The following is a 25,532-nucleotide window of genomic DNA, read 5'->3' as shown; positions in this document are numbered from 1 at the left end:
AGTGGCGCAGTATGATTTGGCGGTGGTCGGGGCCGGCATAGTGGGGCTCGCCCATGCGCTCGCCGCAGCGCGGAGGGGCCTGCGTGTGGTGGTTATCGACCGTGATGCCCAGGCGAACGGCGCTTCGATCCGCAATTTCGGGCTGGTCGTGGTCAGCGGGCAGGAGCCCGGCATCTCGCGCAGCCGTGCCGAACGCAGCCGCGCCATCTGGCTCGATCTTGCCGCGGAGGCCGGGCTCGACGTCCTGCATCGCGGCAAGCTTGTCGTCGCCCGCCGGCCCGAAGCGCTTTCCGTGCTGCAGGCTTTCGCGGCAACGCCGGACGGCGACGATTGCGCGTTGCTGTCGCCGGCCGATGTCACGGCACGCCTGCCGGCCTTGCATGGCGCCGAGATTGCCGGTGGTCTCTACAGTCCGCATGAGCTGCGCGTGGAATCCTGCGAGGTGCTGCCGAAGCTGACCGCGTTCCTGGCCGAACAGATGGGAGTCGAATTCCGTTTCGGTGTCGCCGTCACCGCCATTGAACCCGGCAGGGTCGTGACCAGCGCTGGTCCGGTCCATGCCGTCAAAGTGGCTGTATGTCCTGGCGACGACCTGACCAGCCTCTTTCCCGAACGTATAGGCCAATATGGGGTGCGCCGCTGCAAGCTGCAGATGCTGCGCCTCGCCGATCCCGGTTTTCAGCTTGGCGCCGCGCTGGTCTCCGACCTCAGCCTGCTGCGGTACGAAGGTTATGCCTTGCTGCCCGAGGCGGCAGCACTGCGTCGCCGGCTCGAAAGCGAGCAGGCCGACGAACTCGCCAACGGCGTCCACCTGATCGTCACCCAGAGTGCCGACGGTTCGCTGGTCATCGGCGATTCCCACCACTACGGCACCACGCCCGATCCTTTCGGCTCGGAAGAAGTCGACCGGCTCATCCTGCGTGAATTCGCCCGGCTGTTTCCAGCTGCCCAGCGGACTGTGACGGCGCGCTGGACCGGCACCTATTCCTCCGCCCGCCATGCTGCCTTCCGCGACGCCCCGCATGAAGACATAAGGCTGGTCATGGTCACCTCCGGCACCGGCGCCAGCACCGGCTTCGCCCTTGGCGAGGAGACGGTGGCGGAGCTGTTCGGCTAGAATCCCCTGCGCCTTATCCCCTTTTTGTGGGGGCCGGCATGCTGCTCAGGCGAATTGCGCGAGGCCGTGGCCGACGGACCAGTTCTCCTTCGCGGATTCGATGATGTTGATGAACACATCCTCTGGCCGGATGCCGGGGCTTTCCCCCAGCAATTCCGTGGCCCGCCGGAAGAACGCCTTTTTCTGTTCCACGGTGCGCGTGTTGAACACGGTCATCTGGATGAAAACCAGATCGCCGCTCCGGGCCACGCCAAAGGCCGCGCCGTAACGGAAATTCGCTTCGTCATGCTCCGTGATGGTCATGAACTGGTCGTCCGCGGGAACGGCGAGCGCATCGCGCATAGCGCGGTAGAGGCTGTCGAAGATCGCCTGCCGGTGGGCTTCCGGCTTTCCGGCGCGCAAGGAGATGTGGAGAAGCGGCATCGCGGGTTCCTTTCCATCCTGTGGACGAACGCTAACCGCCATGGATCTATTTTCATATGTATGGATTTGAATATCAGTGATAATGATCTGAAATGGCTAACCCCACCCTCGACATCGAGGCCGTCCGGGCCTTTCTCCGCATCGCCGAACTTGGCAGCTTCACCCGCGCGGCCGAGGCCATGCGCACGACGCAAGGGGCGGTCAGCTTGAGGCTGAAACGGCTCGAAGACGGGCTGGGCTGTCGGCTCGTCGAACGGACGCCCCGCTCCGTTCAGCTTTCGGCGCGTGGTGCCGGCTTCCTCGAACAGGCACGCAAACTCGTCGAGACACATGATCGGGCGCTGGCCGCATTCACGGGTGCCCGGCAGCGGCTCACCCTAGGGATCAGCGACCATGTTGCGGGGCCGGAACTTCCCGCGCTGATTGCGCGCATGAACGCGCAGGATCCGCATCTGCTGATTGAAATCCGCATCGGGTCGTCGGGCGACCTGCTTCAAAGCTTCGACCGACGCGAGCTCGATACCGTGCTCGTTCGCCTGCATGCGGGGCGCAGCGACGGGGAAGTGATAGCCGAGGAGAAGTTCGGCTGGTTCGCATCGCCGAGCTGGCAGCACCATGCGGGTGAGCCCTTGCCGATTGCCACGATGCCCGAGCCCTGTGGCGTGCGTATCATGGCGTGCCAGCTTCTCGATGAGGCGGGCGTGCCGTGGACGGAAATATTCGTCGGCGGTGGCGTTTCGGCTGTTTCGGCAGCTGTCGTGGCCGGGTTGGGCGTCGCGGCATTGTCTCCCCGCATGCTGCCATTCGGTGCGGTCGACGTCGGCCCCAGGCTCGGCCTCCCCAACCTGCCGCGCCTGCCGGTTCTGCTTCACTCAAGGGTCACGGACGACCGGTCCCGCGAAGCGCTTGCCGCACTCTCGGCCGCCTTCCGGAGCGCGGTGCGAGGATAGGTTGTTCGGTTGAGCGCCTCCTTTAGCAGCGACTCGTAACGTCTTCCTGCTTCAGACCCGAAGAGAGGGGTGCCGCATGGAAATCCGCACTCCGGAACACATGGCAAGATCAGCCCAAAACCCCTTCGTGACACCCTCACGACAAACATCAATCAAATCTATTCCTCCATAGGATAAATAGATTTCCCTTATCGTATTGGCCTCCTCTACAGTGACTCATGGACGACGCGTGCCGGCATTCTCTGGGTCGGCACATTTTGCAATCGGCGTCCCAATGCATCGAAGAATGTGCCACCAGATGGGGAATCCAAGCCATGAAATTTCGTCCAGCATCCGTGCTAGCCGCACTTGCCGTGACCTTTGTTGCCTCGACCGCGATCGCCGAAACCAACCTGACGGTCTACACCGCCATCGAGGCCGTCGACCTCGACCGCTACAAGGCGACTTTCGAGAAGGCCTATCCCGACATCAAGATCAACTGGGTTCGTGACTCCACCGGGGTGATGACGGCCAAGCTGCTCGCCGAGAAGGACAATCCGCAGGCCGATGTCGTCTGGGGCCTGGCGGCGACTTCGCTGCTGTTGCTGAAGAGCGAAGGCATGCTGGAGCCTTATGCACCGGCCGGCGTTGACAAACTCGACAAGCGGTTCGTCGACAGCGCCAATCCGCCGTCCTGGACCGGCATGGACGCTTATGTCGCCGCCATCTGCTTCAACACGGTGGAAGCCAAGAAGCTCGGCATCGCCGCCCCCAAGAGCTGGAAGGACCTGACCAAGCCCGAATACAAGGGCCATGTCGTGATGCCGAACCCGAATTCCTCGGGCACCGGCTTCCTCGATGTCTCGGCCTGGCTGCAGATGTTCGGCGAGAAGGATGCCTGGGCTTTCATGGATGGCCTGCACCAGAACATCTCCGCCTACACCCATTCGGGTTCCAAGCCCTGCAAGATGGCCGGCGCAGGCGAGACGGTGATCGGCATCTCGTTCGAGTTCCCCGGCGCCAAGGCCAAGGCGGCCGGCGCGCCGATCGACATCATCTTCCCCGAGGAAGGCTCCGGCTGGGAAGCCGAGGCCACCGCCATCGTTGCAGGCACCGCCAATCTCGAAGCCGCCAAGAAGCTGGTCGACTTCTCGGTCTCGAAAGAGGCAAACGAGATGTACAACCAGGGTTACGCCGTACTGGCCTATCCCGGCATCGCCAAGCCGGTGGAACATCTGCCCGCCAATGTCGCCGACCGTATGATCAAGAACGATTTCGAGTGGGCTGCCAACAACCGCAAGGCGGTGCTGGCCGAATGGGCAAAGCGCTACGACGCCAAGTCCGAGCCGAAGAGCTGAGCATTCCAGCCGGGCGCCGCCAACAGCGGCGCCTGTTCTGCTTGAACACGAGACATGGGCCGCGAGATGAAACATGAGACCGTCACCGGAGCGGCCGCCGCTCCGATGCACTTCGAGCCGCAAGCTGCCCCCAAGCCGGGCTATCTGGTCATCGATCAGCTGTGGAAGGTGTTCGGCGACTTCGTGGCGCTTAAGGGCGTCTCGCTGGATATCCGCGAAGGCGAGTTCGTCTGCTTCCTCGGCCCCTCCGGCTGCGGCAAGACCACCTTGCTGCGCGCCATTGCCGGCCTCGATTTGCAGTCGCGCGGTTCGATCCGCCAGGCGGGCAGGGACATTTCCAGCCTGCCGCCGTCGAAACGCGACTACGGCATCGTCTTCCAGTCCTATGCGTTGTTCCCCAACCTGACGATCGAGAAGAACATCGCCTTCGGGCTGGAGAATGCCCGGCGACCGAAACAGGAGATACAGGCGCGCGTCGCGGAGCTGCTCGCTCTGGTCGGCCTTTCGGAACAGGCGAAGAAATATCCGGCCCAGCTTTCCGGCGGTCAGCAGCAGCGCATCGCGCTCGCCCGCGCCATGGCGGTTTCGCCGGGCCTGCTTCTGCTTGACGAGCCGCTGTCGGCGCTCGACGCCAAGGTGCGCGTTCATCTGCGCCACGAGATCAAGGAGTTGCAGCGCAAGCTCGGCGTCACCACCATCATGGTCACGCATGACCAGGAGGAAGCGCTCTCGATGGCCGACCGCATCGTGGTGATGAACCACGGCGTTATCGAGCAGATCGGCACGCCGACCGAGATCTATCGCCATCCAAGCACGCTGTTCGTGGCCGACTTCATCGGCGAGACCAACCAATTCCCGGCAAGGATGATCCGGAACGACACGGTCGGGCTCGCCGGCACGGAACTGGCCTGCGCATCCTGCGAGGTGGCGGCCGGCAGCGACGTGAACGCCGTGATCCGTCCCGTCGACATCATCCCCCATGCGCTGGACGGGCGCGAAGACATCAAGACGCCGCAGAACCTGATCGACGTCACCGTGACGGAGATGGAATTCCTCGGCGGCTTCTGGCGTTGCCGGCTGTCGTCGCCGCGTCTCGGCGAACGCGTGCTGATTGCCGATTTCTCCATCAACGCCGTCCGCCGCCTGGGGATAGAAAAGGGTGGAGCCATGCGCGCCGAGCTGCCGCAGAACCGCGTGCTCGTCTTCCCGAAGGCGGCTTGAGATGAGCGCGGTCGTCTCAGCCCTTCCCGCCGGCCGCGCGCCGCGCCTGCAGCTGTCGTCGGACGATGTCGTCAGGCGCGGGCTGATGCTGGTCATCGCGCTCTATCTCGTGCTGGCGCTTGCCGCCCCGCTCTATGTGCTTCTGTCGAAGTCGATGTCGACCTATCGCTTCGACCTCAACGCCTTCGAGATCCAGCGCAGCGACGACAGCGGCACCGCTTTCGGCCCGGCGCGCACGGTGGCCGCGCTCAATGCCGACGCCAAGGCGATCACCGACGCAGAGCTCGACACCGGCTCCGATGGGCGGCTGTCGCTGACCAAGCTCTATGAGGATTTCAGTTTCCGCAGCCCGGTCAAATACCGCATCCGCGGCACGACAAATGATGCAGCCTTCCTGGTCGGGTCGGATCTGAAGCGCGGCACCGACTGGGTGGAGGTCGATTCCAACACCTTCCGCCGCGTCGTGCTGCGTCCCGGCCGCAGCGTCGGCTTCGACAATTTCGTCGCTTATTTCTCGACGCCCTCGCTGGCGCAGGCGATCTGGAACTCGGTGCTGATGGGAGCGATCAGCACCGTGCTGGTCATCGCCATCGCCTTCGGCCTGGCCTATGCGCTGAACCGTAGCCGCATGCGCTTCAAGGGTCTGTTCCGGCTGGTCATGACGGTGCCGATCCTGGTGCCGTCGCTGCTGCCCGGCATCGCGCTCGTCTATCTGTTCGGCAACCAGGGCCTCTTGAAAGGCTGGATGATGGGCCATTCGATCTACGGGCCGATCGGCATCGTCATCGGCTCCGTCTTCTTCACGCTGCCGCATGCGCTGCTCATCATCTCGACCTCGCTCAGCGTCGCCGACGCCCGCCATTACGAGGCCGCCGCCGCCTTGCGCGCCTCGAAATGGCGTACCTTCTGGACGGTGACGGTGCCCGGCGCGCGTTACGGCGTCATCTCGGCCGCCTTTGTCGTCTTCACCATGGTCATCACCGATTTCGGCCTGCCCAAGGTCATCGGCGGCCAGTACAACATGCTGGCCGTCGACATCTACAAGCAGGTCATCGGCCAGCAGAACTTCGAGATGGGGGCGGTGGTGTCGGTGCTGCTCATCATCCCGGCGATTGCCGCCTTCTTCGTCGACCGGATCATCCAGAAGAAACAGGTGGCGCTCCTGTCGGCGCGCTCCGTGCCCTACGAGCCGAAGCCGAACCCGGGATTCGACTGGGGCTGCTTTGCCTATTGTACGCTGATCGCGGCTTTCATCCTGACCATGATCGGCGTGTGCCAGCTGGCAGCGATGGTGAAATTCTGGCCCTATGACCTGACGCCGAGCCTGAAGAATTTCCGCTTCGACCTGATGGATGGCGGCGGCTGGGCCTCCTATTACAATTCCATCGAGATGGCGCTGCTGACCGCCGTCTTCGGCACCATCATCGTCTTCACCGGCGCCTATATGGTGGAGAAGAGCGACGGCTTCCGCGCCGGCCGCTCACTGTTCCAGTTCCTCGCCATGCTGCCCATGGCGGTGCCGGGCATGGTGCTCGGCCTTGCCTACATCTTCTTCTTCAACAATCCCGCCAACCCGCTGCACGCGCTCTATGGCTCGATGGCCATTCTGGTGATCTGCACGATCACCCATTTCTACACCGTATCGCACCTCACCGCGCTGACGGCGCTGAAGCAGATGGACCGCGAGTTCGAGCCGGTGGCGGCTTCGCTGAAGCAGCCCTTCCACAAGCTGTTCTTCCGCGTCACGCTGCCGGTCTGCCTGCCGGCGATCCTCGACATCTCGATCTACCTGTTCGTCAATGCCATGACGACGGTTTCGGCCGTGGTGTTCCTCTATTCGACGCAGACGCAGCTGGCCTCGGTGGCCGTGCTCAACATGGACGATGCCGGCGACGTCGCGCCGGCGGCCGCCATGGGCATGATGATCTTCTACACTAACATCGCCGCCCGCTTGATCCACGCCGCCGTCTCGCGCGTCCTGCTCTCGCGCACGCAGGTCTGGCGGGGGAGGTAGGGGCCAGAGCAACTTCGCACTTTGATCGCGCGCTGTTCGTCGGGGCTGGTTAAGTGAGAAACGATAAATATTTTTTGCGCCGAGGTGTTGCAACCGTCGGGATGATTTACGATTATTAGACCACCCTCCAAGTTGAGGGAGACGGGTGTCATGATTAATCGTTTTGCAGTTCCAGTCGTCAAAAGTGACCCAGTACAGTTTCCCCCACGTCCCCCCAAGGGGCCGGTGGACATGAACGCATTGCGCGCGGAAATCATGAGTAAGTTCCCCAAGATCCGGGCGGAACTTGCAAAGTGAGCCTGTGTGGCTTCCCGCAGAGGAAGTTATAAAGATAAATCGGGATGAGGTGACAGCAACTGGAGAGCCTTATCAGCTCCTCAGTCGGGATTTGCTTGAAAGCGCGGTTGCCAGTCCAATCAACCATTACCTCTACAATGGCGAGATCGATGTTTTGCGGCTCGCCGTCATTCTCATTGTCGCGATCGCGCGCAACCATCCGTTTGAGCAAGGTAACAAGCGCACTGGGTGGACGGCCGGAATGATGTTTATGGCCTTGAATGGCTACGAAATTACTTGGGATTCGGAAGAGATTGCCCAAGAACTGGTAAAATTGATCAGCGGTGACATCACGATGCAAAGGTTCGAAGAGCAAGTCTTCTACTTTGTCGCCAGCAGATGACTGCTTATTCGGGGCACCCGCCGCGTCCGATCAAAAACCGGGAACCCCGAACCATCCCTCAGCCTGCGCCCTGTTTGCCCACCTCGCGATAGACGATCTCCTGTTGCGGGTACGGAATCGAGATGCCCTTCTCGTCGAAGGCGAGCTTGGCGGCCTTGGTCATGTCGAACCGTGTCGCGAGATAGTCGGACGCCGATGTCCAATAGCGCAGCGTCACGTTGACCGAGCTCGCGCCGAGTTCCGAAACCGATGCGCTGGGCGCCGGGTCGCGCAAGATGCGTTTGTCCTTTGCGGCAAGGTCCAGCATGGTTTTCTGGGCAAGGTCGATGTCGTCGTCATAACCGATGCCGATGATCAGGTCGTTGCGGCGCACCTTGTTGCGGTTGAAGTTGTAGACCGGCTCGCTCCACAGCGTGGAGTTCGGGGCGAGCACATAGACGCCTTCGATGGTGCGCAGCCGCGTGGCGAAAAGGCCGATATCCTCCACCGTGCCCTTGACGGTGCCGACCTCGACATATTCGCCGACACGCAGCGGCCGGAGTGCTAGCAGCATCAGGCCCGCGGCGATGTTTTGCAGCGTGCCTTGCAGCGCCAGGCCGACGGCCAGGCCGACCGCGCCGATGGCAGCGATGATCGAAGCTGTCTGCACCCCGAACTGGCCGAGCACCATGACGATGAACAGCGCCAGCACCACATAGCGGCCGATCTTCGCGAAGAACTGCGCCAGGGTCTGATCGAAGCCGGGGACCCGGCCGATGGCCCCCTTCAACGCGCGCTCGATCACTCCCGCCAGGAAATAGCCGATAAGGAGCAGGATGATCGCGCCCAGCACCGAAAAGGCATAGGTCACGGCCAGGCCGCTCAACTGCTGAAAGCCGTTTTGAAAGGCGTCGATCGCCTGTCGCGTCTGGGTTTCCATGGTCTCTCCCTCCTGCAAAATCGCGCGGCAATGACGCCGCGTGCTGAAATGAATCGCATCTGCGGACCGGAGCTAAGCGTTTGAATGGGGCCTCAGTCGGGCGGCAGGGGGAGGAGATGAGGTCTCAAGCCGGTTCGGAGGCTCCGACGCTTCGCGACGCAACTTCGGGCAACGAAGGCGCACTGGGTGAGGTTTTTGGAAACCTTTTCCGAAAATCGCGTTGGTTTGGCACGACTGTTACTTCCGGCAGTTGCCAGATAGGAGGACGTTCCCATGAAGGCGAAGATGAACGTGAAGATGCTTACCCTGGGCGCGATGGCGCTCGCATTGATGACGGGCTCGGCGCTGGCCGCCGGCGACAAGGGCACTTCTGCTCTCGATGATTCTGCGAAGATGGCGCCATTCTACACCGACAAGGATATGAAGACCTTGAAATCCGAGGCTGACTTCAAGGCCGCTTGGATGGCTTTGACCGATGATGACCGCGCCAGCATGAAGAAGGACTGCGGCGACGAGGTCATCGCCAAGGAACACGACAATTTCTGCAAGATGACGAAGCAGCTCGGCGGCTCGAACTAGGAGCTTAAATTCGTTGCGTTGTCATAACTGACTGCAAACCGAGAAAGGAAAGCTCTCGCATTTCCTGGAGGCCCGCCTTGGCAACAGGGCGGGCATTTTCACACCTGCCTATCGATCTCGTTGCGGACGCGCTCCGGCTGCTCTGTTCGCTTGGCCCGTGCCGCCGCCTTCGCAAGCAGGAACCGGGTGGCGGCCGATGCGCTCGGCTGCATTGATCACACGCCCAGGCCAATGAATGGAGCAAACAATGAATTGCGACTGCACGAATGCCATGCCTCTGCTGGAGCGCATGTTCGAAGTCGAGCTGGACTTCCTCGGATCGGATGGGAGGGATGTACAAAGCCTTGCCAGGGCCTTTCATGCCGATGTGGTCGTGCATGAGCCCGCATCCTTGCCTTATGCCGGCGACTGGAAAGGGCTCGAGGGCATCGCTGCCTTGCTTGGCAGGATGCGCGATGCCTGGAGCGACATGGCGGTCGAAGACATGACGGCGGCGCGCGTTGAAGACACCGTCTTCATGTCGTGCTGCCTGACGCTCACATCACGCGCCACCGGCGCCGTCATCCGGCAGCCCTTTGCCGAAGTGCTGCACTTCAAGGACGGACTGCTGCTCGACGGCACGCCGTTCTACTACGACACCGCCGAGATCATTATGCAGTCTTCAGTCAGGTCTTGAATAAACCGCAATCGTCTTCCATACAGCTACGGTGCGTCCCCGTCAGAGGTTGATGCGCTTTCCCTTCTGCCTTCGTCCGACCACGGATGTACTGGCGAGTTGATCGTAGAAGGGCACTCTCGAAAGAGACAGCAGAGCCGTTGGGAGATATCCCCAGCGGCTTTTTTGTTTTGTGCGCTTTAGAGCATTTTGTAGCCAAGTGGAATCACCACAAAAATGCGACGAAAACAAAAACTTAGAGCGTTTCCGCGTTTCCGTGAAAAACGGAAACGCTCTAGTACAAGGCAACCGAGGGATCGATCCTCATGCCTGCCGTCTTGATGGCAACCAGGAACGCCGATCGCGCGCCTTCCACGCTCGCTTTTCCGACGCATGCCCAGGCGCATCTGTTCAACGCCTCGTTCCACTGCGGGCTGTCGTTGTCTGCCCAATTGTCAAAAAGAAAATCTGACGCGTCGGATACATTCGACACGAGGTGAAACTTCGTTGGAACGCCGGCGTAAATTACAACGGGCGTTCGAAAGGAAAGATTTTCCATAAAATACTATACGCCTGACCGGCAGGGACGCAAAGCCATGATCGATATATTTTCTATCGATCGCGAGGGGTTCAAAAATAATTCTCGCTACTTTGTCCGCAACATCTTAAGAGCGGGAATGGAAAATCTCAAATTTGAGAACGTCATCACCGTCCGCACCGACCCAGCGGGCGGCATTAGGACGCTTGCCGATATCTCGTCTTGCACCGGCTTTCTGCTTCGCGAATGGCCCGGCAGGCGGGGAGACAAGCATCGCGCTGCACTTCAAGCCTGTTCGGATGCGAGCTCCGGCAAGAAATCGCCGGACAACGCAAGGCGGGCTTTCGTCCTTGCTGCGCGAGAAGCCGGAATCATGATCAACCAATGACCGTCGCTACCGAACGGCGGTCTGCTCGGGACACCTGCCTATTGCATGAGCTTTACGGTGTCATAGAGGGCCGGGATATCGCCCCAGCGGTAGATATTTCCTGATTGGGTTGTGATCCTGCAGTTGGGGCGATGGCTGCTGTGCATTGTTCTGACAGCAAAGATCAGCGCGGTGGAAAGATGCTCGAAGCGGATGATATCGGTGAGGCTGAGAGCGGCATTCCCTTTCTCGCTGAATGAGAGTTCCGCCGGTTGGTCCATATTCAAAGGCTTGACGCTATCGCCCATCGGACGCCCCGCTTTCCACGTTAAAATCGAACTCGACCAGAGCACCGATCGCACTCCCCCACAAGGCGCGGCCAAGCCACGCGGGAAGAGTGCGGGTCACTTCGAAGGCTCGCTTGTCTTGATAAGTGATCGTTTGGAGCCGGCCTGCACTAAGGCCCCTCCACCGCCCGGTCGGGCGAAGCCGGACGCAACGGCTCACTGTATCCGGCTCAGTGCCTTGAGGTGGCGATGCCTGGGAATGCCCCGCTCCTCCAGTTGACGGGCTCGGAGTGTAGCTAGGACTAAGGCAATCGCCGCGAAGGAATGGTCCGCGACCACGGGCACAAGGCGGAATGGATCGTTTTCGACGACATAGGCCCGCCGACAGTTTCCAAAGGGGTGATTTCCCCACTGCCATCCTGGAAGCACCTGTGCCGCCAGCGTAACGGCCGCATCAAGCGAGGCAGTGTAGGGCGGCGGCGCGCGGTGTTGGCCGTGGACGATCTCTCCGGTCTTCTTGTGCCGGATGTAACTGGCCCACAGCTGTTCCCAATCCGAAAAATACGTTTCGATTGCGGAGTCCATCTCAGGGCTGGGACCTTTCAGTCGCTGGCACATCGAGATCAGGCCTGCCAGATCGAGCACGCGGGGCCCCCTTTGCGGCGGGACATCCTCCGCAGCGTTTAGTACCGGCGCTGCGATTGTCCGGCCTACCAATGTATGCTGCCAAAGAAGATGTAGCCCAGATATCCACCTACGCCAAACACCATGACGATCGCGATGCCGGCAAGCATCTGGTCGCCCATTCGCGCCGTTTTTGCCATGGCTGGGTACCCTTCGTCCGGTCAGCAGGTGAACTGAATTCCAAATTGTCGGCGTGATCGTCAGGCATGCCGGTTATCGCCTCGCTGTCGCTATCGAGGCGTGGCCCTGCGATTTGCCGACGGGATGCTGGCTCAGGGTCCCCGATCTCGGGTGATTGTCTAATCGTCGGCCCCGGTGTTGCGCGGAGCGCGAAAATTCCTGCTCTCGATGTCGACGATGGAGCCGCAGTTCCTGCACTCCATCTGCGTATGCGTTTTCACCCAGCCGACTTTTTTCTTCGTCTCATAGCAACAGCCCGGGCAGAGAACGCCGATCTCGTTGTCATTCAACGAATGGTCGATCATGGATTGTGTCTCGTGCGTGTCAGCCGGGCTCGATTTTTCCGTAGTGTAGACGTCCAGACCATGGCGCGCAGCTGAAAGGCTGCGCTCTGCCTTGTCAGGTAGGTGAACAACATCGGCCTCCTCCCCTCATGGGGGGAGGCCAGTTGCTTCACCGGCGCCCCTTTGTGAGTGAAATCATCATGCGCCCGTTTAAGAAACGAGTCCATGGAGAAAATATTATGCGTTGGATTTTTAAATCATTCTGCGGCTTCCATAATTTTCTGAGCCTTTGGAGAATTTCCTTCGAGAAAACAACGCAAGTAATTTTGATTACAAACGAGCGGTAATAAGAATATCCACGATATGGTGTTATCGACCAGGAAAATCTGACGCGGTTAGAACATAGAAGGGATGGCGACCGCGAGAATAAATAACGCGTGCAATATCCTGAATCGAGGCGCGTCCTGCGTCGAAAGCTGCGAGGCATGCTGCTTCCGATGCCGTCGTCGCGCTGTCCCATCCGTTTGATTTGGCCAGCGCAGCAGCCTCGATGAAAAACCGGATCTGCTGCATGCCGTCATAGCCAGAAAATCGCACTGCGCGCCGGGCCTCGTCGAAGCTACGGCTGTGGTTAGGAAAGTCGAGCGCCATGGTGAGGCTCCTTTGGTCCGGCACGGACTATCAGGCGGTTCGGGTCAGTCCGCATCCTTTCATGTCCCTTCGTTGTTGAGAAATGTCATCACCTCGGTGGCGCCCAGCTGGCTGAGGCCCACCATGGAATGTCCGCAGATGCTGGCAGGCGTGCCCGTGAAGACATGGTAGATCGTCCAGGATCCGTCAGCCTCGACGCGCCGCCCATATTGATGGCTCGTGGGGCACGGATCGGGCAGTTCGCTTTCATTGACAGCAGGCGCGCCGCCGAGTTCGTCCTGCCCCCGGGGCGGGTTGCGCTCCCGTCTACCGCCGCCTCCGGCATCGAAGCCGGCTGCCGAGGCTTCGCTTGCTATGGCGTTGACGAGCCTGATGTCGGAGATGTCGAGCGCGGGGTACATGCGCCTGATCGCACCCAGCACTTCGGTTACGGCAAACGGCCGGGCCTCTTTTTGGCATTCGTCCAGGAACGCTCCGATCGCTGCGCGCACGTCGTCTGAAATATGATTGGCATTGTTCACAAAAATTCCAGCCTCGAATGGGTAATGAACCTGCGCCTGTTGATACGAGGCGGGATCAGCGCTCGTACAATCAGCGGAAGGCCTTGGATGGCGAAATGGTGGGAAGACGTGATGTCTTCCTTCGTTCAGGGCCAGGGCCCAGTGTGCGCCCTCGGCTGGCAGCGCCTCATCTAAAAATGCTGCCAATCACCCTTTGTACCGCTCTTAGCCGACGCCTGTCCAATCACGTTGCCGTACCGTCGGCACGCAGGCCTCGCCGGACGAGCCGCTCGGTGGTGCGGCCAACCGACCGCCATTGGAAGGGGTGAGGGGTGATGACCGGCTGACCGCCGCGCTGGCAAGGGCCAAGCGCCAATCAGGCTAGCATGCCACCTTGCACATAGATAGCCGGGGTGGTTTCGGATTCGTTCGCAGGGGGCCATGTCGTTCACACGCCCAGCAACGCACCGATCCTGGCGCGCGTGCGCGCCACGCCTTCCTCGATCCGGTCCTTGTCGATCGAGGAATAGCCCATGCGGAAGAAGCGGCAGGGGCCGGCGGCATCAGGAAAGAAGGGCGAGCCGGATTCGATCAGCACGCCGTCCTGCCGGAGTTCCGCCATCAAGAGATCTGCGTCGAGCCCTTCCGGACCTTCCACCCAGAACGACGTGCCGCCGAAGGCCGAGGAGCCGGCTATGGTGAAGCCGTGCCGCTTCAGCGCGTCGGCCATGACGATGTGGCGCTTGTGGTATTCGCCGCGCATGCGGTGCAGCACCGCGTCATGGTGGCCGAGCGCCAGGAAATAGGCGGCGGTGCGCTGCAGATGGCCGGGCGGATGGCGCAGCATCAGTGCGCGCAGCGCGCGCGCTTCACGGATCACGGGTGCCGGCGCCACCAGATAGCCAAGCCGCAGGCCTGGAAAGAGCGACTTCGAAAAAGAGCCGATGTAGAGAACCCGCCCGCTGCGGTCGAAAGCCTTCAGCGCCGGCGAGGGCGGCGCCAGGAAGCTCATCTCGAATTCATAGTCGTCCTCGACGATGACGAAATCCTGCTCCGCGGCCGCTTCGAGCAGCAGCGCCCGGCGCTCGATCGGCATCGTTGCCCCGGTCGGCGAGTGGTGACTGGGCGTGACGAACACGGCGTCCACGCCGGCCGGTATCGCTTCCGGCGGCAGGCCTTGCCTGTCGACGTCGATCGTGGTCACCCGCGCGCCGCTCAAGATCAGCGAGGCGCTCATGTCGGGATGGCAGGGGTTCTCGCAGGCGGCGTGCGCGTCCCGGTTGAGCAGCAGTCGCGTGACGATCCACAGCGCGTTCTGGGCTCCCACCGTCACGAGGATCTCGTCGGGGTTGGCCCGGATACCGCGGCTGGGCAAGGTGCGCGAGCAGATATAGTTGACCAACTGCACATCGTCCGCGGCGGCGAAATCACCCGCCATCAGTTCAAAATCCTCGCGCGACAGCGCCCGCCTTGCGCAGTCGCGCCAGGCATTGAGATCGAACAGCGAAGGGTCCATCTGGCCATACAGGAACGGGTAGGGGAAGCGCCGCCAGTCCAGCGGCTTCTGCATCTGCTTGGCGACGATGAAACTGGACCGCAGCTTCGCCGACCAGTCGATGGCGTCGTCGGCGGCCTCCGGCGCTTCGGCCGCGATCAGCCGGACCGGCGGGTTGTCTGATATGCGGTAGGCGCTGCGGCTCGCCACTTCGACATAGCCCTGCGACGCAAGCTCCTGATAGGCCAGCGTCACGGTGATGCGCGAGATGTTTAGATAGTCGGCCAGCTTGCGTGTCGACGGCAATTGCGCGCCCGGCTGGATGCGGCCGGCCAGCACCGCCGAAACCACCGTCTCGCGGATTTGCGCCTGCAGGCCCACGCGGCTCGTGCGGTCGAGGAAGAACACCGTTTCGGCAACCGTCGAATGCGCCATCGCTGTCGGATCCCAGGATTCTGCCCGTGCATCCTAGTCGGCGAAAAGTGTTCCGCCTTCCGATGCGTTGAACTGGAATCATTCAACTTCCAAACTGGATATAAGGCAATCGGGGTTGCTCCATTACCCCTATAGGCAGAACCAAGACCGGCGCCAAAGCCGGCGTGTTCCCGGACCAACCGGAAGCCATCAAAACAAGAGGGTAACGATAATGGGATTCACGCGTTTCAAGCACCTGGCTGGCGTCGTATCGCTGGCGGCCGGCCTTCTCCAGGCGGGCTTCGCCTATGCCGAGGACACGGTTGTCGTCGGCTACCAGCAGATTGTCGGGCCGTTCGTCACGGCGATTGCGGACGGCCGCTTCGACAAAGCCGCCAAGGAGGCAGGCTATACGATCGACTGGCGTCAATTCTCGTCGGGCGGCGACATTTCCACCGCACTCGCCTCCGGCAACGTGCCGGTCGGCGTCCTCGGTTCGACCGGCACCGCCGCTGCCGCAACCCGCGGTGTCGAGCTCGAACTGTTCTGGATCCTCGACAACATCGGCAAGTCGGAAGCGCTCGTCGTGCGCAACGGCTCGGGCATCGAGAAACCGGAAGACCTCAAGGGGAAGAATGTCGGCGTGCCGTTCGTCTCGACCTCGCACTTCCATCTGCTGGTCGGCCTCGAACAGGTTTGGAAGGTCGACCCACGCGAGGTCAACATCCTCAACATGAAGCCGCCGCAGATCATCGCCGCCTGGCAGCGCGGTGACATCGATGCCGCCTATGTCTGGCCGCCGGCGCTGACGGAACTCACCAAGACCGGCAAGACCATCGCCGATTCCGAAACCATCGGCGCGGCCTCGGTGCCGACTTTCGACGGCCTTGTCGCCGACAAAAAATGGGCGGCCGACAATCCGAAATTCATGGCTGCCTTCACCAAGGTTCTGGCTGAGGCCTATGCCGATTACAACAAGAACAAGGCCAGCTGGACGGCGGATTCCGAGCAGGTCAAGGGCATCGTCAAGATGATCGGCGGCGATGGCGCCGGCACCGTCGAGGCGCTGGGCCTTCTGTCCTTCCCCGATGCCGCGGAACAGGCTTCCGAAACCTGGCTCGGCGGCGGCGCGCTGAAGGCGCTGAGCGAGAGCGCGAAGTTCCTTGTCGCCCAGAAGCAGATCGACAAGGCGCTGGACGACTACGCGCCCTTCGTCAATGCGAGCTATGCCAAGGAGGCGTCGAAGTAGGGTTTGATCCAAATCCAGGCGCCGTCGGCGCGTGCCGGCGGCCACCGTTCTTTCCACCGAAATCCGCGAAAGGCATCGGCGCGATGGAAACCCTCAATGTCAGCAATGTCAGCCTGACCTATCCAGGCCTTTACTCAGATCAGGCGGTGATCGCCCTCGAGGGCGTCAGCCTCGAGATCAAGAGCGGCGATTTCGTTGTCGCGCTCGGTGCGTCCGGCTGCGGCAAGACCACGCTGCTCAACCTCATGGCCGGCTTCATGGCGCCGAGCGATGGCGATATCACGCTGGGCGGCCATCAGGTCGTCGGCCCCGGCGCCGAACGCGGCGTCGTCTTCCAGAAACATGCGCTGCTGCCCTGGCTCAACGTCATCGACAACACCGAGTTCGGCCTCAAGCTGCGCGGCGTCGACAAGCAGACCCGCCGTGAGATCGCCACGAAGAACCTTGCGCTGGTTGGCCTGCAGGACTTCCACAAGCACATGATCTACCATCTGTCGGGCGGCATGCAGCAGCGCGTCGGCATCGCCAGGGCTTTAACCTGCGATCCCGCCATGCTTCTGATGGACGAGCCGATGGCGGCGCTCGACGCGCTCACTCGCGAGACCATCCAGGAGCTTCTGCTCAAGGTCTGGCAACTCACCAACAAGATGTTCTTCTTCATCACCCACAGTGTCGAAGAGGCGCTGTTCCTCGGCTCCCGGCTGATCGTCATGTCGCCACGGCCCGGCCGTATCACCCACACCTACGAGCTCGACTTCAATCGACGCTTCCTCGAGGAGGGCAATGCCCGTGCAATCAAGTCCAGCCGCGATTTCATCGAGATGCGCGAACAGATCCTCGGCATCATCTACGGCGACGAACGCCAGTCCGGCAGCCCGGAACACCTCCATGCTTGAGCGCGCCTCCAGGGCCAGGCCGGTCACCCCCGGCAAAATCTACGGCGCCCCCGGCGATGGCGCCAGCGGCCACATCAGCCTCATCACCGCGCTGGTGCTGTTCGGGCTGTGGCTGCTCGTCACCGAGATGGGTTGGGTCAGGCCGCTGTTCCTGCCGTCGCCGCTCGCGGTGTGGGACAAGTTCGTTCTGGCCATGACCGAGGGCGTGTCCAACTCGACGCTGGCCCAGCACACGCTGGCAAGCCTCGGCCGGGTGCTCGGCGCCTTCGTTCTGGCGCTTGTCACTGCCGTGCCGGTCGGCATCCTGATGGGCGTCAACCGCACCATACGCGGCCTGTTCGACCCGATCATCGAATTCTACCGTCCGCTGCCGCCGCTGGCCTACCTTCCGCTGATCATCATCTGGCTGGGCATCGGCGAGTTCCCCAAGGTCTTCCTCATCTATCTGGCGATCTTCGCGCCGATGGCGATCGCCGCGCGTGCCGGCGTGCGCTCGGTCTCGACCGAGCAGATCCACGCCGCCTATGCGATGGGCGCCACCCGTGCACAGGTCATCAGCCAGGTGATCCTCAAGGCCGCGCTGCCGGAGATCTTCACCGGCATGCGCATCGGCATCGGCGTTGGCTGGACCACGCTGGTGGCTGCCGAAATGGTGGCCGCTCATCGCGGTCTCGGCTTCATGGTGCTGAACGCAGCCGAATATCTGGCCAGCGACACCGTCATCATGGGCATCATCGTGATCGGCGTCTTCGCCTTCGCCTTCGATCTCCTGCTGCGCTACCTCGAGAAGATCCTGATCCCCTGGAAAGGCAAGATCTGATGACGATGCCTGATCATCCCGCCACCGCACCGCCCATCTAGGGCGGGCCCCAATCACACCGACGACTGTTTCGATCGGCCGGCTCTTCCGGCCACGGCGGAGCCGTGCCAGGCGTCCGCCCTCAAGGACCACCGTGACAAGATACGAGGACCACACCATGGCGCTGACCGCCGACGACCTTGCCAAGCTGTTCGATGCCTTCAACCGGCACGATATCGATGGGGTGATGCGTTTCTTTTCCAACGATTGCGTCTTCAACGCGGTCGGCGGCGCCGAGGCATATGGCACCCGCTTCGAGGGCACGCAGGCCATCGCCGACGCCTTCAGCGGTGTGTGGAAATCGATGCCCGATGCGCACTGGGCCCATCACGGTCACTTCGTTCATGGCGACCGCGCCGTATCGGAATGGACGTTCACCGGCACCAATGCCGACGGCAGCCGCATCGAGGCCGAGGGCTGCGACCTGTTCACGATGAGCGGTGACCGGATCGTGCGCAAGCAAGCCTTCCGCAAGAACCGGCCGCTGATCGCGGCAGCCGCCTGAGCGGTTTAGGGGAGGAATGGCCGTCATGGAACAAGAGCTCGTCAGACCGGCGGCGCGGCGCAAGCCGTTCGACCCTGCCTATGATCCGGTGCATGCGCCGAACCCAGGCGACGGCAAGGATTATGCCCCGACCTACTGGATCGCCACGGCTGGTCCCGAGCCGGAAGATGACGGTCCGGTCACCGGCGACATGGACGTCGATGTCGCCATTGTCGGCTCCGGCTATACCGGCCTCTCCTGCGCCATCCATCTCGCCAGGGAGCACGGCATCAAGGCCGCGGTGCTCGAAGCCAATGGCGTCGCCTGGGGCTGCTCGACCCGCAATGGCGGCCAGGCGCAGATTTCGGCAGGCCGCCTCAAGCGATCGCAATGGATCGAGCGCTGGGGCGTCGACGTCGCCAGGAAACTCCATGCCGAGATCGCCGAAGGTTTCGAACTGTTCCGCGGCCTGATCCGCGAGCCGGAGATTGGCTGCGATCCGCAGGACGGCGGCCACCTTTATATCGCCCACCGCGACAAGGTGCTGCCGGCGCTGGAGAAGGAGACCCGCCTGCTCAACGAGGTGTTCGGCTACAAGGCCCGCATGGTCGGCCGCGACGAGGTGCACAGCGATTTCGTGCGCGATGCCGAGGCCAGGGGCGCGATGTACGAACCCGACGGCATCGGCATCCATGCCGCGAAACTGGCCTTCGGCTATCTGAAGCTCGCCCGCAAGCTGGGCGCGAAAGTGCACACGGCAAGCCCGGTGCTGGGCAGTGCGGTCAAGGGCGGGGTGCATCATCTCAGGACGCCCGGTGGCACCGTGCGGGCGCGCACGGTCTGCATCGCCACCGCCGGCTACACCTCACCCGGCCTGCACAGGCTAACCCGGCATCGGCTGATGCCGATCCTGTCCAATTCGGTGGTCACGCGACCGCTGACGGAGGATGAATGCGAGGCGCTTAATTTCAAGGCGCGGATCCCGCTCACCGACACGCGCACCTTGCGCCACTATTACCGTATGCTGCCCGACCGGCGCGTGCAGATCGGCAGCCGCAGCGCCATCACCGGCCGCGATGCGGTCAACCCGAAACATCTGGCCCTGCTGCTGGAAGGTCTCTATCGCAAGTTCCCGGTCCTGCGCGGCATCCAGATCGATTATTCCTGGTGGGGCTGGGTCGATGTCAGCCACGACATGATGCCGCGCATCTTCCAGCCGGACCCTGGCCAGCGCCTTTTCTACGCCATGGGCTATGGCGGCAATGGCGTCATGTATTCGGCGCAGGCCGGCCGCCGCATGGCCCAGATGGTCGCCGGCAGGGGCGGCGGGCTGGACCTGCCGATCTTCACCTCGCCGCTGCCCAGCCATGGCCTGCTGACTCCGTTTCGGCGCCTTGGCCAGTGGGGCATGTACCGATGGTACTATCTCAACGACGAGATCCTCTAGTGCGGCCGCAATTCCAGCAAAAGTGTGCAGCGGTTTTGCGTCCGGAATTGCGGGAAGAAAAAGCCCAATTCCAGCAAAAGTGTGCAGCGGTTTTGCGTCCGGAATTGCGCAGAAACGAGTCAGAAGGTCTTGGCGAGCTTGCGCGCCGCTGCCTGCAGCACCGGCACATAGCGCCGGGCCTTGTCCAGCGACAGGCGCGCTTTCGGGGCGTGGCAGGCGAGCGTCGCCACCACGCGGCCGTTTGCGTCCAGCACCGGCACGGCGATGGCGATCAGGCCGACCATGAATTCCTCGCGGTCGGTGCTGTAGCCATTGCGCAGGATCTCGGCGAACTCGGCTTCGAGCGCGTCGGGCGACAGCAGCGTCGCGGGCGTGAGCCGCTCGAAGGTCATCAGACTGAGCAGCTTCTGTCGTTGCGGCTCGTCCATATGGGCAAGCAGCAGCTTGCCGCTCGCCGTGCAGTGCAGCGGCACCCGCGCACCCGGCTCGAGGTGGACGCGCAGCGGCCAGTTGGATTCGACACGCGCCAGATAGATGGCGTCGGTGCCGGACCGCGCCACGAAGTTGCAGGTCTCGCCCGTCACGTCGACGACCTGCCGCAGGATCGCATGACGCTGCGTGCCGACGCCGGAGCCGACGATGGTGAGGCCCATCTTGAACAGGCGCGGGCCGACCGAATAGTGCCGCCGGTCCGGTTCGCGAAACAGGAAGCCTTCCTCCACCAGCCGCTGGCAAAGCCGGTGCAGTGTGGCCTTCGGCATGTCGATCCTGTCGGCGAGCTCGGCCAGCGTCACCGGCCGCTCAGAAAGACCGATGATTTCGATCAGGTTGAGGCTGCGGGTGATGGCCGAGTTTTCCATGTGTTGTCCTATATCTCACTCAGTGAGATTTCTTTCTGTTCGATTAGCCATCAAAGCACAAAATTTCAACCTGTATCTCATTCAGTGAGATATTTCATCTCGTCCAGTTTGACTCAGGACGCCTTTGCCTCTCGTCTGGCCGTGGGAGGAATTGCAGTGAGTGAATTGAGTTACGACTATATCGTCGTCGGCGCCGGCTCTTCGGGTTGTGCGGTCGCTGCGCGTCTTTCCGAGAACGGCAGGTTCCGTGTCGCCCTCGTCGAGGCCGGGCCGAAGGACACCAGCCCATGGATTCACCTGCCGCTCGGCTACGGCAAGACCATGTGGGACGAGCGGGTCAACTGGAAGCTCTACACCCGGCCCGATCCGAACATGAACGGCCGCAGCATCTACTGGCCGCGCGGCAAGGTCCTGGGCGGCAGTTCCGCGATCAACGGTCTGATCGCCATTCGCGGGCAGGCAGAGGATTACGACGAATGGGCGCGCTATGGCGGCGGCCAGTGGAGCTACCGCAACGTGCTCCCTTATTTCCGCCGGCTCGAGACCTTCAACAGCGAGCTCAATCCCGACTATCACGGCACCAGCGGCCCGATCAGTGTCGATCCGATCCGCCGGCGGCATCCGGTGATCGACGCCGTCATCGCCTCGGCCAATCGTCTCGGCATTCCCGGCAATGACGATTTCAACGGGCCGCGCCAGGAAGGGGTGGGCTATTACAGCCTGACCACCCGCAAGGGCCTGCGCAGCAGCGCCGCGGTCGGCTATCTGCGCGCCGCGCGCGGCCGTGCCAATCTCGACATCCTGACCGATGCGCAGGTCACACGGATCCGCTTTTCAGGACGCCGTGCTGCCGGCATCGACTATAGAAGCGGCGGCCGCACCGTTCGCCTCGACGCCCGGCGCGGCGTGATCCTGTCGGCCGGCGCGGTGCACACGCCGCATCTGATGATGCTGTCGGGCATCGGTCCCGCCGCGCATTTGAAGGAGCATGGCATCGAGGTGCTGGCGGACAGTCCGGGTGTCGGCGCCAACCTGCAGGATCACTTGCAGCTTCGCCTCATCTACCGCTGCAACAAGCCCATCACGACCAATGACGAGCTCAACAGCCTGGCGGGCAAGGTCAAGATCGGCCTGCAATGGCTGCTCGCCCGCAGCGGGCCGCTCGCGGTCGGTATCAACCAGGGCGCACTGTTCACGTCTGTCACCCCGGGAGAGACGCGCCCGGACGTGCAGTTCCATGTCGCGACCCTGTCGGCCGACATGGCGGGCGGCAAAGTGCATCCGTTCTCCGGCTTCACCATGTCGGTCTGCCAGCTGCGCCCCGAAAGCATGGGCTCGATCCGTCTGGCATCCGCCGATGCGTCGGTCGCCCCCGCCATCCATCCCAACTATCTCGCCACCGAGCTCGATCGCCAGGTCGCGGTCGGCGGCATCCGGCTCGCCCGCCGTATTGCCCGCACCGAGCCGCTCAGCCAGCTCGTAGCCAAGGAGGAACTGCCCGGTGGGACCGCCGACAGCGACGAGGCCCTGCTCGATTTCGCGCGCCAGAACGGCGCCACCATCTTCCATCCGACCAGCAGCTGCCGGATGGGTCAGGACGACGACAAGGGAGCGGTCGTCGATCCGAACCTGAAGGTGCGCGGTTTCGACGGCCTGTGGGTGGCCGACTGCTCGGTGATGCCCCGCATCGTTTCGGGAAACACCAACCTGCCCGCGATCATGATTGGAGAAAAACTGTCCGATCTACTTTTGCAATGAATCCAGCGCTGGGAATTCCAGCACTGAGGATTCCAACATCGGGAGGAGAACCATGTTGAAGAAAGCTGCAGGCGAAAAAGAACGCGAAGTAAGACGCGTCGTATTCGCCTCTCTGATAGGTGCGACGATCGAATGGTACGACTTCTTCCTTTATGGGGTCGTTGCCGGCATCGTCTTCAACCAGCTGTATTTTCCGACGCACGATCCGCTGGTTTCGATGGTGCTCGCCTATGCGACATTCGCGGTGGGCTTCGTCGCCCGTCCGCTCGGCGGCATCGTGTTCGGCCATTTCGGCGACAGGCTCGGCCGCAAGCAGATGCTGGTGCTGACCATCCTGATCATGGGTGTCGCCACGGTGCTGATCGGCCTGTTGCCGACCTATCAGCAGATCGGCGTCGCAGCCCCAATCCTGCTGCTCATCCTGCGCATCGCGCAAGGCATCGGCATTGGCGGCGAATGGGGCGGCGCTGTGCTCATGGCCTATGAATTCGCGCCCGAGAACAAGCGCGGCTACTACGCCTCGATCCCGCAGATCGGCCTCGCCATCGGCCTGTGCCTGTCTTCAGGCGTCGTCGCCTTGCTCAGCCTGATGCCCGAGGAGGCCTTCCTGGCCTGGGGCTGGCGCGCCGCCTTCGTCGGCTCGGTCGTGCTGATCATCGTCGGTCTCTACATCCGGCTGAAGGTCGCCGAGACGCCCGACTTCGCCGCGGTCAAGGAAGAGCAGCAGGAAGTCAAGATCCCGTTCGTCGAACTGATCCGCACCTATCCGAAGAACATCCTGCTCGGCATGGGTGCGCGCTACATCGACGGCGTCTTCTTCAACGTCTTTGCGGTCTTCTCGATCGTCTATCTGTCGAAGCACGTGAAGGTCGATCGCGCCACGGCGCTCTGGCTGGTATGTCTCTCGGCGCTGGTGATGGTGGCGGCCATTCCGCTGTTCGGCAAACTGTCCGACCGCTGGGGCCGGCCAAAGACCTACGCCATCGGCAGCCTGCTCCTGGCGCTCGTCACCTTCCCGGCCTTCATGATGATGGGCAGCGGCAATCTGCTCTGGATCGGCCTGGCGCTCGTCGTGCCCTTCGGCATCGTCTATGCCATGTGCTACGGTCCAGAGGCCGCGCTGTTCTCGGACCTGTTCGACGTCAAGGTGCGCTACACCGGCATCTCCTTCGTCTACCAGTTCTCCGGCATCTTCGCGAGCGGCATCACCCCGATCATCGCGACCTATCTCATCGATTTCGGCGATGGCGAGCCGTGGCTGCTGGCCGGCTATGTCGTGTTCGCAGCGCTCGTCTCGATGGTCTGCGCCGCCTTGATCCGTCCCGCACCCGAAGCCCGGCCTGCCAGCCAGCCGCTTCGCGCATCAACCCGTCAACACCAGCTGAAAGAGAATTTGTCATGAAGATGACCACGGAAGAAGCCTTCGTCAAAGTCCTGCAGATGCATGGCATCGAGCACGCCTTCGGGATCATCGGCTCGGCCATGATGCCGGTGTCAGACCTGTTCCCCAAGGCCGGCATCAAGTTCTGGGACTGCGCCCATGAAACCAATGCCGGCATGATGGCCGACGGTTTCAGCCGCGCCACCGGCACCATGTCGATGGCGATCGGCCAGAACGGCCCCGGCGTCACCGGCTTCATCACCGCCATGAAGACCGCCTACTGGAACCACACGCCGCTGCTGATGGTCACGCCGCAGGCGGCCAACAAGACCATCGGCCAGGGCGGCTTCCAGGAAGTCGACCAGATGGCGATGTTCGAGGAGATGGTCTGCTACCAGGAAGAGGTGCGCGATCCCTCGCGCATTCCCGATGTGCTGAACCGCGTCATCGAGAAAGCCTGGCGCGGCTGCGCCCCGGCGCAGATCAACATCCCGCGCGATTTCTGGACCCAGGTCATCGATGTCGACCTGCCGGCGATCGTGCGCTTCGAGCGTCCGGCCGGCGGACCGCAGGCGATCAGCGAGGCGGCGAAGCTGCTTTCGGAAGCCAGGTTCCCGGTTATCCTCAACGGCGCCGGCGTCGTCATCGGCAACGCCATTCCCGAATCCATGGCGCTGGCCGAGAGGCTCGATGCCCCGGTGTGCTGCGGCTACCAGCACAACGACGCCTTCCCGGGCAGCCATCGCCTCGCCGTCGGTCCGCTCGGCTATAACGGCTCGAAGGCCGCGATGGAGCTGATCGCCAAGGCCGACGTGGTGCTGGCGCTGGGCACGCGCCTCAACCCGTTTTCGACGCTGCCGGGCTACGGTATCGACTACTGGCCTAAGAACGCTGCCGTCATCCAGGTCGACATCAATGCCGACCGCATCGGGCTGACCAAGAAGGTCTCGGTCGGCATCTGCGGCGACGCCAAACAGGTGGCCCGCCAGATCCTCGAACAGCTGAGCCCATCGGCCGGCAATGAAGGCCGCGACCAGCGCAAGGCTGCAATCCACCAGACCCGCTCGGCCTGGCTGCAGCAGCTGTCGTCGATGGACCACGAAGAGGACGATCCGGGGACGGAATGGAATGCCACTGCGCGCAAGCGCGAAGCCGACCGCATGTCGCGGCGGCCGGCCGGGGGGGCGCGGCCCGCGGGCGGGGCCCGGCGCCAGTTGATCGTGCGCGCGGCGCGGAACGCTACGCTGTTGGTCTGGAACATGGAGACGACCGCGGTTTCCACCGGATCGGCCGCGCCGGCGTCC

27 protein-coding genes are annotated in these 25,532 nt (G+C 62.5%); 17 read left to right on the top strand and 10 right to left on the bottom strand.

Annotated features, from left to right (window positions below; all coding sequences use genetic code 11):
* The first annotated feature begins 1 nt into the window (after position 1).
* Entirely contained in the window at positions 2-1,117 is a 1,116-nt protein-coding gene (locus L4923_RS23350; RefSeq protein ID WP_239369499.1) for a TIGR03364 family FAD-dependent oxidoreductase, read from the top strand.
* A 45-nt stretch (positions 1,118-1,162) separates the two neighbouring features.
* Here the strand turns inward: L4923_RS23350 and L4923_RS23345 are convergent, their stop codons facing one another.
* Complete coding sequence (locus tag L4923_RS23345; RefSeq protein ID WP_239369498.1) at positions 1,163-1,540, bottom strand: tautomerase family protein; 378 nt, start codon at positions 1,538-1,540, stop codon at positions 1,163-1,165.
* Positions 1,541-1,632: 92 nt separating this feature from the next.
* Between L4923_RS23345 and L4923_RS23340 the strand changes: the two genes are divergently transcribed.
* From L4923_RS23340 to L4923_RS23320, 5 genes are all read left to right on the top strand, one after another.
* A complete protein-coding gene (locus L4923_RS23340; RefSeq protein WP_239369497.1) occupies positions 1,633-2,490 on the top strand; it encodes a LysR family transcriptional regulator in 858 nt (285 codons plus the stop codon).
* 314 nt (positions 2,491-2,804) lie between these two features.
* A complete protein-coding gene (locus L4923_RS23335; protein WP_239369496.1) occupies positions 2,805-3,827 on the top strand; it encodes a putative 2-aminoethylphosphonate ABC transporter substrate-binding protein in 1,023 nt (340 codons plus the stop codon).
* Between the two features lie 66 nt (positions 3,828-3,893).
* The gene (locus L4923_RS23330; protein WP_425530997.1) at positions 3,894-5,048 is read left to right on the top strand and encodes a putative 2-aminoethylphosphonate ABC transporter ATP-binding protein; all 1,155 of its coding nucleotides are present in this window, start codon (positions 3,894-3,896) and stop codon (positions 5,046-5,048) included.
* A 1-nt stretch (position 5,049) separates the two neighbouring features.
* Entirely contained in the window at positions 5,050-7,062 is a 2,013-nt protein-coding gene (locus L4923_RS23325) for a putative 2-aminoethylphosphonate ABC transporter permease subunit (protein ID WP_239369495.1), read from the top strand.
* A gap of 301 nt (positions 7,063-7,363) precedes the next feature.
* Positions 7,364-7,741: a type II toxin-antitoxin system death-on-curing family toxin gene (locus tag L4923_RS23320; RefSeq protein ID WP_343303992.1), complete on the top strand. Its 378-nt coding sequence runs from the start codon at positions 7,364-7,366 to the stop codon at positions 7,739-7,741.
* Positions 7,742-7,799: 58 nt separating this feature from the next.
* On the opposite strand, the gene L4923_RS23315 is transcribed toward L4923_RS23320, so the two are convergent.
* Positions 7,800-8,660 (bottom strand): mechanosensitive ion channel family protein, encoded by an 861-nt coding sequence (locus L4923_RS23315; RefSeq protein WP_239369493.1) that lies wholly within the window; start codon positions 8,658-8,660, stop codon positions 7,800-7,802.
* A 285-nt stretch (positions 8,661-8,945) separates the two neighbouring features.
* Between L4923_RS23315 and L4923_RS23310 the strand changes: the two genes are divergently transcribed.
* Together L4923_RS23310 and L4923_RS23305 are read left to right on the top strand one after the other, a co-directional pair.
* Positions 8,946-9,239, top strand: a complete 294-nt coding sequence (locus tag L4923_RS23310; RefSeq protein ID WP_239369543.1) for a hypothetical protein — start codon at positions 8,946-8,948, stop codon at positions 9,237-9,239.
* Positions 9,240-9,486: 247 nt separating this feature from the next.
* Complete coding sequence (locus tag L4923_RS23305) at positions 9,487-9,915, top strand: nuclear transport factor 2 family protein (RefSeq protein ID WP_239369492.1); 429 nt, start codon at positions 9,487-9,489, stop codon at positions 9,913-9,915.
* Positions 9,916-10,189: 274 nt separating this feature from the next.
* Here L4923_RS23305 and L4923_RS23300 read toward each other — a convergent pair whose 3' ends face one another.
* Positions 10,190-10,453, bottom strand: coding sequence for a DUF982 domain-containing protein (locus tag L4923_RS23300; protein WP_239369491.1), 264 nt, complete (start codon positions 10,451-10,453; stop codon positions 10,190-10,192).
* A gap of 37 nt (positions 10,454-10,490) precedes the next feature.
* Here L4923_RS23300 and L4923_RS23295 point away from each other — a divergent pair, with 37 nt between their 5' ends.
* Positions 10,491-10,820 (top strand): DUF982 domain-containing protein, encoded by a 330-nt coding sequence (locus L4923_RS23295; protein WP_239369490.1) that lies wholly within the window; start codon positions 10,491-10,493, stop codon positions 10,818-10,820.
* Between the two features lie 38 nt (positions 10,821-10,858).
* Here the strand turns inward: L4923_RS23295 and L4923_RS23290 are convergent, their stop codons facing one another.
* The 6 genes from L4923_RS23290 to pdxR all read right to left on the bottom strand — a co-directional run bounded on the left by L4923_RS23290 (position 10,859) and on the right by pdxR (position 15,315).
* On the bottom strand, positions 10,859-11,107 hold the full coding sequence (locus L4923_RS23290; protein ID WP_239369489.1) for a hypothetical protein: 249 nt from the start codon (positions 11,105-11,107) through the stop codon (positions 10,859-10,861).
* 195 nt (positions 11,108-11,302) lie between these two features.
* Entirely contained in the window at positions 11,303-11,731 is a 429-nt protein-coding gene (locus L4923_RS23285; protein WP_239369488.1) for a hypothetical protein, read from the bottom strand.
* 338 nt (positions 11,732-12,069) lie between these two features.
* Positions 12,070-12,255 (bottom strand): hypothetical protein, encoded by a 186-nt coding sequence (locus L4923_RS23280; RefSeq protein ID WP_239369487.1) that lies wholly within the window; start codon positions 12,253-12,255, stop codon positions 12,070-12,072.
* A gap of 348 nt (positions 12,256-12,603) precedes the next feature.
* The gene (locus L4923_RS23275) at positions 12,604-12,885 is read right to left on the bottom strand and encodes a DUF1488 family protein (RefSeq protein WP_239369486.1); all 282 of its coding nucleotides are present in this window, start codon (positions 12,883-12,885) and stop codon (positions 12,604-12,606) included.
* Positions 12,886-12,944: 59 nt separating this feature from the next.
* A complete protein-coding gene (locus L4923_RS23270; RefSeq protein WP_239369485.1) occupies positions 12,945-13,406 on the bottom strand; it encodes a hypothetical protein in 462 nt (153 codons plus the stop codon).
* Positions 13,407-13,833: 427 nt separating this feature from the next.
* On the bottom strand, positions 13,834-15,315 hold the full coding sequence (pdxR, locus tag L4923_RS23265) for a MocR-like pyridoxine biosynthesis transcription factor PdxR (RefSeq protein ID WP_239369484.1): 1,482 nt from the start codon (positions 15,313-15,315) through the stop codon (positions 13,834-13,836).
* A 211-nt stretch (positions 15,316-15,526) separates the two neighbouring features.
* On the opposite strand from pdxR, the gene tauA reads away from it, so the two are divergent.
* From tauA to L4923_RS23240, 5 genes are all read left to right on the top strand, one after another.
* Positions 15,527-16,543: a taurine ABC transporter substrate-binding protein gene (gene tauA / locus L4923_RS23260; RefSeq protein WP_275448545.1), complete on the top strand. Its 1,017-nt coding sequence runs from the start codon at positions 15,527-15,529 to the stop codon at positions 16,541-16,543.
* Positions 16,544-16,626: 83 nt separating this feature from the next.
* Positions 16,627-17,439 carry a taurine ABC transporter ATP-binding protein gene (locus L4923_RS23255; protein WP_239369483.1) on the top strand — a complete coding sequence of 271 codons (813 nt, stop codon included), beginning with the start codon at positions 16,627-16,629 and terminating at the stop codon, positions 17,437-17,439.
* The gene (locus L4923_RS23250; RefSeq protein WP_239369482.1) at positions 17,432-18,259 is read left to right on the top strand and encodes an ABC transporter permease subunit; all 828 of its coding nucleotides are present in this window, start codon (positions 17,432-17,434) and stop codon (positions 18,257-18,259) included. The genes L4923_RS23255 and L4923_RS23250 overlap by 8 nt, the downstream gene beginning before the upstream one ends.
* Before the next feature lie 163 nt (positions 18,260-18,422).
* Entirely contained in the window at positions 18,423-18,803 is a 381-nt protein-coding gene (locus L4923_RS23245) for a nuclear transport factor 2 family protein (protein ID WP_239369541.1), read from the top strand.
* 25 nt (positions 18,804-18,828) lie between these two features.
* On the top strand, positions 18,829-20,229 hold the full coding sequence (locus L4923_RS23240; RefSeq protein ID WP_239369481.1) for an NAD(P)/FAD-dependent oxidoreductase: 1,401 nt from the start codon (positions 18,829-18,831) through the stop codon (positions 20,227-20,229).
* 119 nt (positions 20,230-20,348) lie between these two features.
* Here the strand turns inward: L4923_RS23240 and L4923_RS23235 are convergent, their stop codons facing one another.
* Positions 20,349-21,089, bottom strand: coding sequence for an IclR family transcriptional regulator (locus tag L4923_RS23235; protein ID WP_239369480.1), 741 nt, complete (start codon positions 21,087-21,089; stop codon positions 20,349-20,351).
* A gap of 156 nt (positions 21,090-21,245) precedes the next feature.
* Here L4923_RS23235 and L4923_RS23230 point away from each other — a divergent pair, with 156 nt between their 5' ends.
* From L4923_RS23230 to xsc, 3 genes are all read left to right on the top strand, one after another.
* Positions 21,246-22,847: a GMC family oxidoreductase gene (locus L4923_RS23230; protein WP_239369540.1), complete on the top strand. Its 1,602-nt coding sequence runs from the start codon at positions 21,246-21,248 to the stop codon at positions 22,845-22,847.
* A gap of 52 nt (positions 22,848-22,899) precedes the next feature.
* Positions 22,900-24,249, top strand: a complete 1,350-nt coding sequence (locus tag L4923_RS23225; protein WP_239369479.1) for an MFS transporter — start codon at positions 22,900-22,902, stop codon at positions 24,247-24,249.
* The coding region (gene xsc / locus L4923_RS23220; protein ID WP_239369478.1) for a sulfoacetaldehyde acetyltransferase at positions 24,246-25,532 on the top strand (1,287 nt) is incomplete at its 3' end. The genes L4923_RS23225 and xsc, both read left to right, overlap by 4 nt.

The organism is Terribium retamae (assembly GCF_022347545.1).
In the GTDB taxonomy this organism is placed as follows: Bacteria; Pseudomonadota; Alphaproteobacteria; order Rhizobiales; family Rhizobiaceae; genus Mesorhizobium; species Mesorhizobium retamae.
This window is presented reverse-complemented; position numbering and strand designations above follow the sequence as displayed.

Bases quoted from the DNA above. Each gene is read 5' to 3' on its own strand.
- L4923_RS23345 (WP_239369498.1), bottom strand. From the start codon at position 1,540: ATGCCGCTTCTCCACATCTCCTTGCGCGCCGGAAAGCCGGAAGCCCAC.
- L4923_RS23340 (WP_239369497.1), top strand. From the start codon at position 1,633: ATGGCTAACCCCACCCTCGACATCGAGGCCGTCCGGGCCTTTCTCCGC.
- L4923_RS23335 (WP_239369496.1), top strand. From the start codon at position 2,805: ATGAAATTTCGTCCAGCATCCGTGCTAGCCGCACTTGCCGTGACCTTT.
- L4923_RS23330 (WP_425530997.1), top strand. From the start codon at position 3,894: ATGAAACATGAGACCGTCACCGGAGCGGCCGCCGCTCCGATGCACTTC.
- L4923_RS23325 (WP_239369495.1), top strand. From the start codon at position 5,050: ATGAGCGCGGTCGTCTCAGCCCTTCCCGCCGGCCGCGCGCCGCGCCTG.
- L4923_RS23315 (WP_239369493.1), bottom strand. From the start codon at position 8,660: ATGGAAACCCAGACGCGACAGGCGATCGACGCCTTTCAAAACGGCTTT.
- L4923_RS23310 (WP_239369543.1), top strand. From the start codon at position 8,946: ATGAACGTGAAGATGCTTACCCTGGGCGCGATGGCGCTCGCATTGATG.
- L4923_RS23305 (WP_239369492.1), top strand. From the start codon at position 9,487: ATGAATTGCGACTGCACGAATGCCATGCCTCTGCTGGAGCGCATGTTC.
- L4923_RS23300 (WP_239369491.1), bottom strand. From the start codon at position 10,453: ATGGAAAATCTTTCCTTTCGAACGCCCGTTGTAATTTACGCCGGCGTT.
- L4923_RS23295 (WP_239369490.1), top strand. From the start codon at position 10,491: ATGATCGATATATTTTCTATCGATCGCGAGGGGTTCAAAAATAATTCT.
- L4923_RS23290 (WP_239369489.1), bottom strand. From the start codon at position 11,107: ATGGGCGATAGCGTCAAGCCTTTGAATATGGACCAACCGGCGGAACTC.
- L4923_RS23280 (WP_239369487.1), bottom strand. From the start codon at position 12,255: ATGATCGACCATTCGTTGAATGACAACGAGATCGGCGTTCTCTGCCCG.
- L4923_RS23275 (WP_239369486.1), bottom strand. From the start codon at position 12,885: ATGGCGCTCGACTTTCCTAACCACAGCCGTAGCTTCGACGAGGCCCGG.
- pdxR (WP_239369484.1), bottom strand. From the start codon at position 15,315: ATGGCGCATTCGACGGTTGCCGAAACGGTGTTCTTCCTCGACCGCACG.
- tauA (WP_275448545.1), top strand. From the start codon at position 15,527: ATGGGATTCACGCGTTTCAAGCACCTGGCTGGCGTCGTATCGCTGGCG.
- L4923_RS23255 (WP_239369483.1), top strand. From the start codon at position 16,627: ATGGAAACCCTCAATGTCAGCAATGTCAGCCTGACCTATCCAGGCCTT.
- L4923_RS23250 (WP_239369482.1), top strand. From the start codon at position 17,432: ATGCTTGAGCGCGCCTCCAGGGCCAGGCCGGTCACCCCCGGCAAAATC.
- L4923_RS23240 (WP_239369481.1), top strand. From the start codon at position 18,829: ATGGAACAAGAGCTCGTCAGACCGGCGGCGCGGCGCAAGCCGTTCGAC.
- L4923_RS23235 (WP_239369480.1), bottom strand. From the start codon at position 21,089: ATGGAAAACTCGGCCATCACCCGCAGCCTCAACCTGATCGAAATCATC.
- L4923_RS23225 (WP_239369479.1), top strand. From the start codon at position 22,900: ATGTTGAAGAAAGCTGCAGGCGAAAAAGAACGCGAAGTAAGACGCGTC.